This window comes from Okeania sp. SIO2B9, from assembly GCF_010672505.1.
In the GTDB taxonomy this organism is placed as follows: domain Bacteria; phylum Cyanobacteriota; class Cyanobacteriia; order Cyanobacteriales; family Microcoleaceae; genus Okeania; species Okeania hirsuta.
In genome coordinates this window covers 1-2,841 of sequence record NZ_JAAHGK010001017.1, presented here as the reverse complement: position 1 = coordinate 2,841, position 2,841 = coordinate 1, and the positions used below count along the sequence as shown (strand labels likewise).

Annotated in this window: 1 protein-coding gene and 1 pseudogene; both read right to left on the bottom strand. The window is 35.1% G+C overall.

The window, feature by feature from the left end:
* Positions 1-106, bottom strand: a pseudogene (locus F6K13_RS26715) (alpha/beta hydrolase); the annotation flags it as partial.
* Between the two features lie 1,701 nt (positions 107-1,807).
* A complete protein-coding gene (locus F6K13_RS26710; RefSeq protein ID WP_124155091.1) occupies positions 1,808-2,173 on the bottom strand; it encodes a DUF1815 family protein in 366 nt (121 codons plus the stop codon).
* Positions 2,174-2,841: the final 668 nt, after the last annotated feature.

The window sequence follows — 2,841 nt, the reverse complement described above, 5'->3', positions numbered from 1 at the left end:
CATGAAGGAGTATGACTAATTCTCCCTCACCTTGAGTAACACAATGTAGGCGAATATTATTGGTGTCTACAAAGAAATGTTGCCATTGAGATTCTAGAAGACTCATAGTTTGCAATCAACTCTCCTCTATTACCACCAGACTTGTCTAATTTAGTAGTAGCTTTTGTCTGGCTAATGTTAAATTTGTGATTTATCTATTTCTAGATTAACATCTGTTCAAGCTAGATTTAGCGAAATACAACTTAAGTAGCTTTTCCTCTCTGAATTACAGATATTTTCAACAATTAATAATTAGCAATTAATATAGCAATGTGCGCTGGCATATTTACAAATTGCAGGAATTGTCCAATAGCTAAAAGTCTTATATGATTCCTACGGAATGCTTGCGCAAACAGATTTTTATTCCCCCAGATGAGCTGTTGCCAGATGAGCTGTTGCCTGCGCGCAGCGCTATAATTATATCTCCTTGAAAAGAAGAGGATTGACGCGGAGCGTGAAAATTTTTTCTTCTCTTGGTCGATGGTTGGCCAGCGAGGAGACCTTGCCATCCCACCCTACGGGAAGCTCCGAAGATCGACCGCTGTCTTGGTTGATTGGATATGGCGAGGGGACCTCGCCATCCCTCAACCGCTTTTTTCTCCTTTAAAGGAGAGGCTTTAAACCTACATTCCGCGCTTCAATTTGTAATATTAAAAGTAGTATATAAATCCGTAGTTTGGTAAGTATTTATACTATGCAAATCATCTCAACTACTTTTTTCGTTGATCAAATTCCGAGTAAACAATTAAGCATAAATACTTGCTTGATTGTTTACTCAATCACAGCAGCTATGATTTTCTCCTAAATTCTGACTCCTGACTCAGTCCTCCTGACTCCTTCTTATATAATACATTTTGTGGTGCGGAATGTGGGTTTAAACCTTAATTATTCGGTAAGTTGCTAATTTTTATACAAATTTCAGAACAATTTTCCCGATCTACTCAGACTTGATGGAATTGAAGAGAGATTTATCTGAAATACTAAATTTGTTTCCATTATACTTCCCCATTAAATCATAGATTATAATGGGAGATTAAAAACTGAATTTGAAGTTTCTTCCTTTGGTGGATAATTAATATCTTACGTCTCCACAAGCAGACAAGATTAGCTGTTCCTCCCTTGAACAGCTATCCATCACCAATATCTTTTATTAATTTTATTAACAGAAAATTTGACAAAATAGACAAGTTATGTATTAGTATTTGAGAGGCTTTTCCAAAAAAAAGTGGGTTGAAAAATACATTTTTTTGAGAACTCTAGACAAGATTCTTACTCCCCAACCTCCCCATACTTCCCACAAGGTTTTCAGGAATTCCGTATAAGGGATAGCTCTATAAGGGGGGATTAATGCTTTATTTAATATTTGTAATTTAGATTAAACTCAGCGTCATACCCACAAGGTTTAACGAAGGAAATTATTGATACTCTCACCGTTAAATCAAAGATTATAACGGGAGATGCTTGCGAGTGCTGACGCAAAGCTAAACTAACACAGATTCTTAACTAGATAACAAATCAAACCAGTCGAGTTGCACACCCGTCAGACCATATCCACAAGCTTTCTTGCTCCGTCTTTACGCCCTCGGAAACCTCAGGGCAGGCGGTGCGCTTTTATTCAACCGTTTGCCCCACGGGTATTGGTCAGATTATAACACCAAAAATGTGCGCGCCTATTGCTCAATTATTTTTCTGGTTGAAATTCATCTCACCCATCACCCATTAAATCAAAGATGATAACGGCTCGAGATCTTTCAACATTTATGATAAATTAGATAACCTGGTTCAGACTTAAGTCTTCCTGGGGAAGTTGAGTAGAGTTTGGACAAGGCTGAATCTGATTTTTCAGTAAATTAGCTAGCTCTTGTAACTGACTAATTGCTTCAGCTCCTTCTAATTTCATTAGTTCACGATCATCTCGCATCTCTGTCCAAGTAATACCATAATCTGATACTAGAAAGCGAATCAGATGATTCTCTCCCAAGCTGACCATAAATGAGGCACTATTCATTTTACCTCCGCAGGTATAACAAGATGCCAAATATCCTCTATTCTCCAGCACAATTGCCAGAGCTTGCAAGTTCATTACTAGGTCTTGTACAAATTGACGATGTTGTTCTGCAAGTCTCAGAAACACTGTTATCCTCCTATCACCACACCCCTAAATTTTAGACTTTGTTAAGGTCTCATAAAAATTTGGTGTTTAGCTTTTGAACATTAAGTATATCCCTAATAATTTTTTTAGCAAATCTCTCGAGTAGTCTTTAATGACTAGATACTTGATTAGGTTAACTAAGTAGGATTTTTGAGCAAGGTATCAAGAGCAACATCCACCTATGCCTTATGTCTTTACTTTCAAAGACTCAAACACTAAATTTAGGTTCCAAAATTAGAGATTTGAGGAATTGAAACCAGAAAATTATACAAATAATTAATCATGGTTATAAGTTAAATAGTATCCAGGTGGATTAAAGTAGCTGTAAGCAAGAGTTTTGAATGGGAACACAATTCAATCTAAACTTTTCTAGAGGTGAGTTGTTGATTTTTTATAGATATTAGATTGTATTTATATTGAAAACTATTTATAGACAAAATACTGAAAATTGAATCAGGATTCACAACAATAAAATGTATTTGCTTATTGATTTTATTGATTGTGATAATTGAATTTTCCTAGAGTCAATTAAAATTCTACATAATAGAGTTTTTATACTGCCAAATTATCTTGAATATTGATTTTAATAAGTTGTTTTTGACATCTATAAATTTATCAAATATAAATTTATCAAAAATCAAACTGTCACA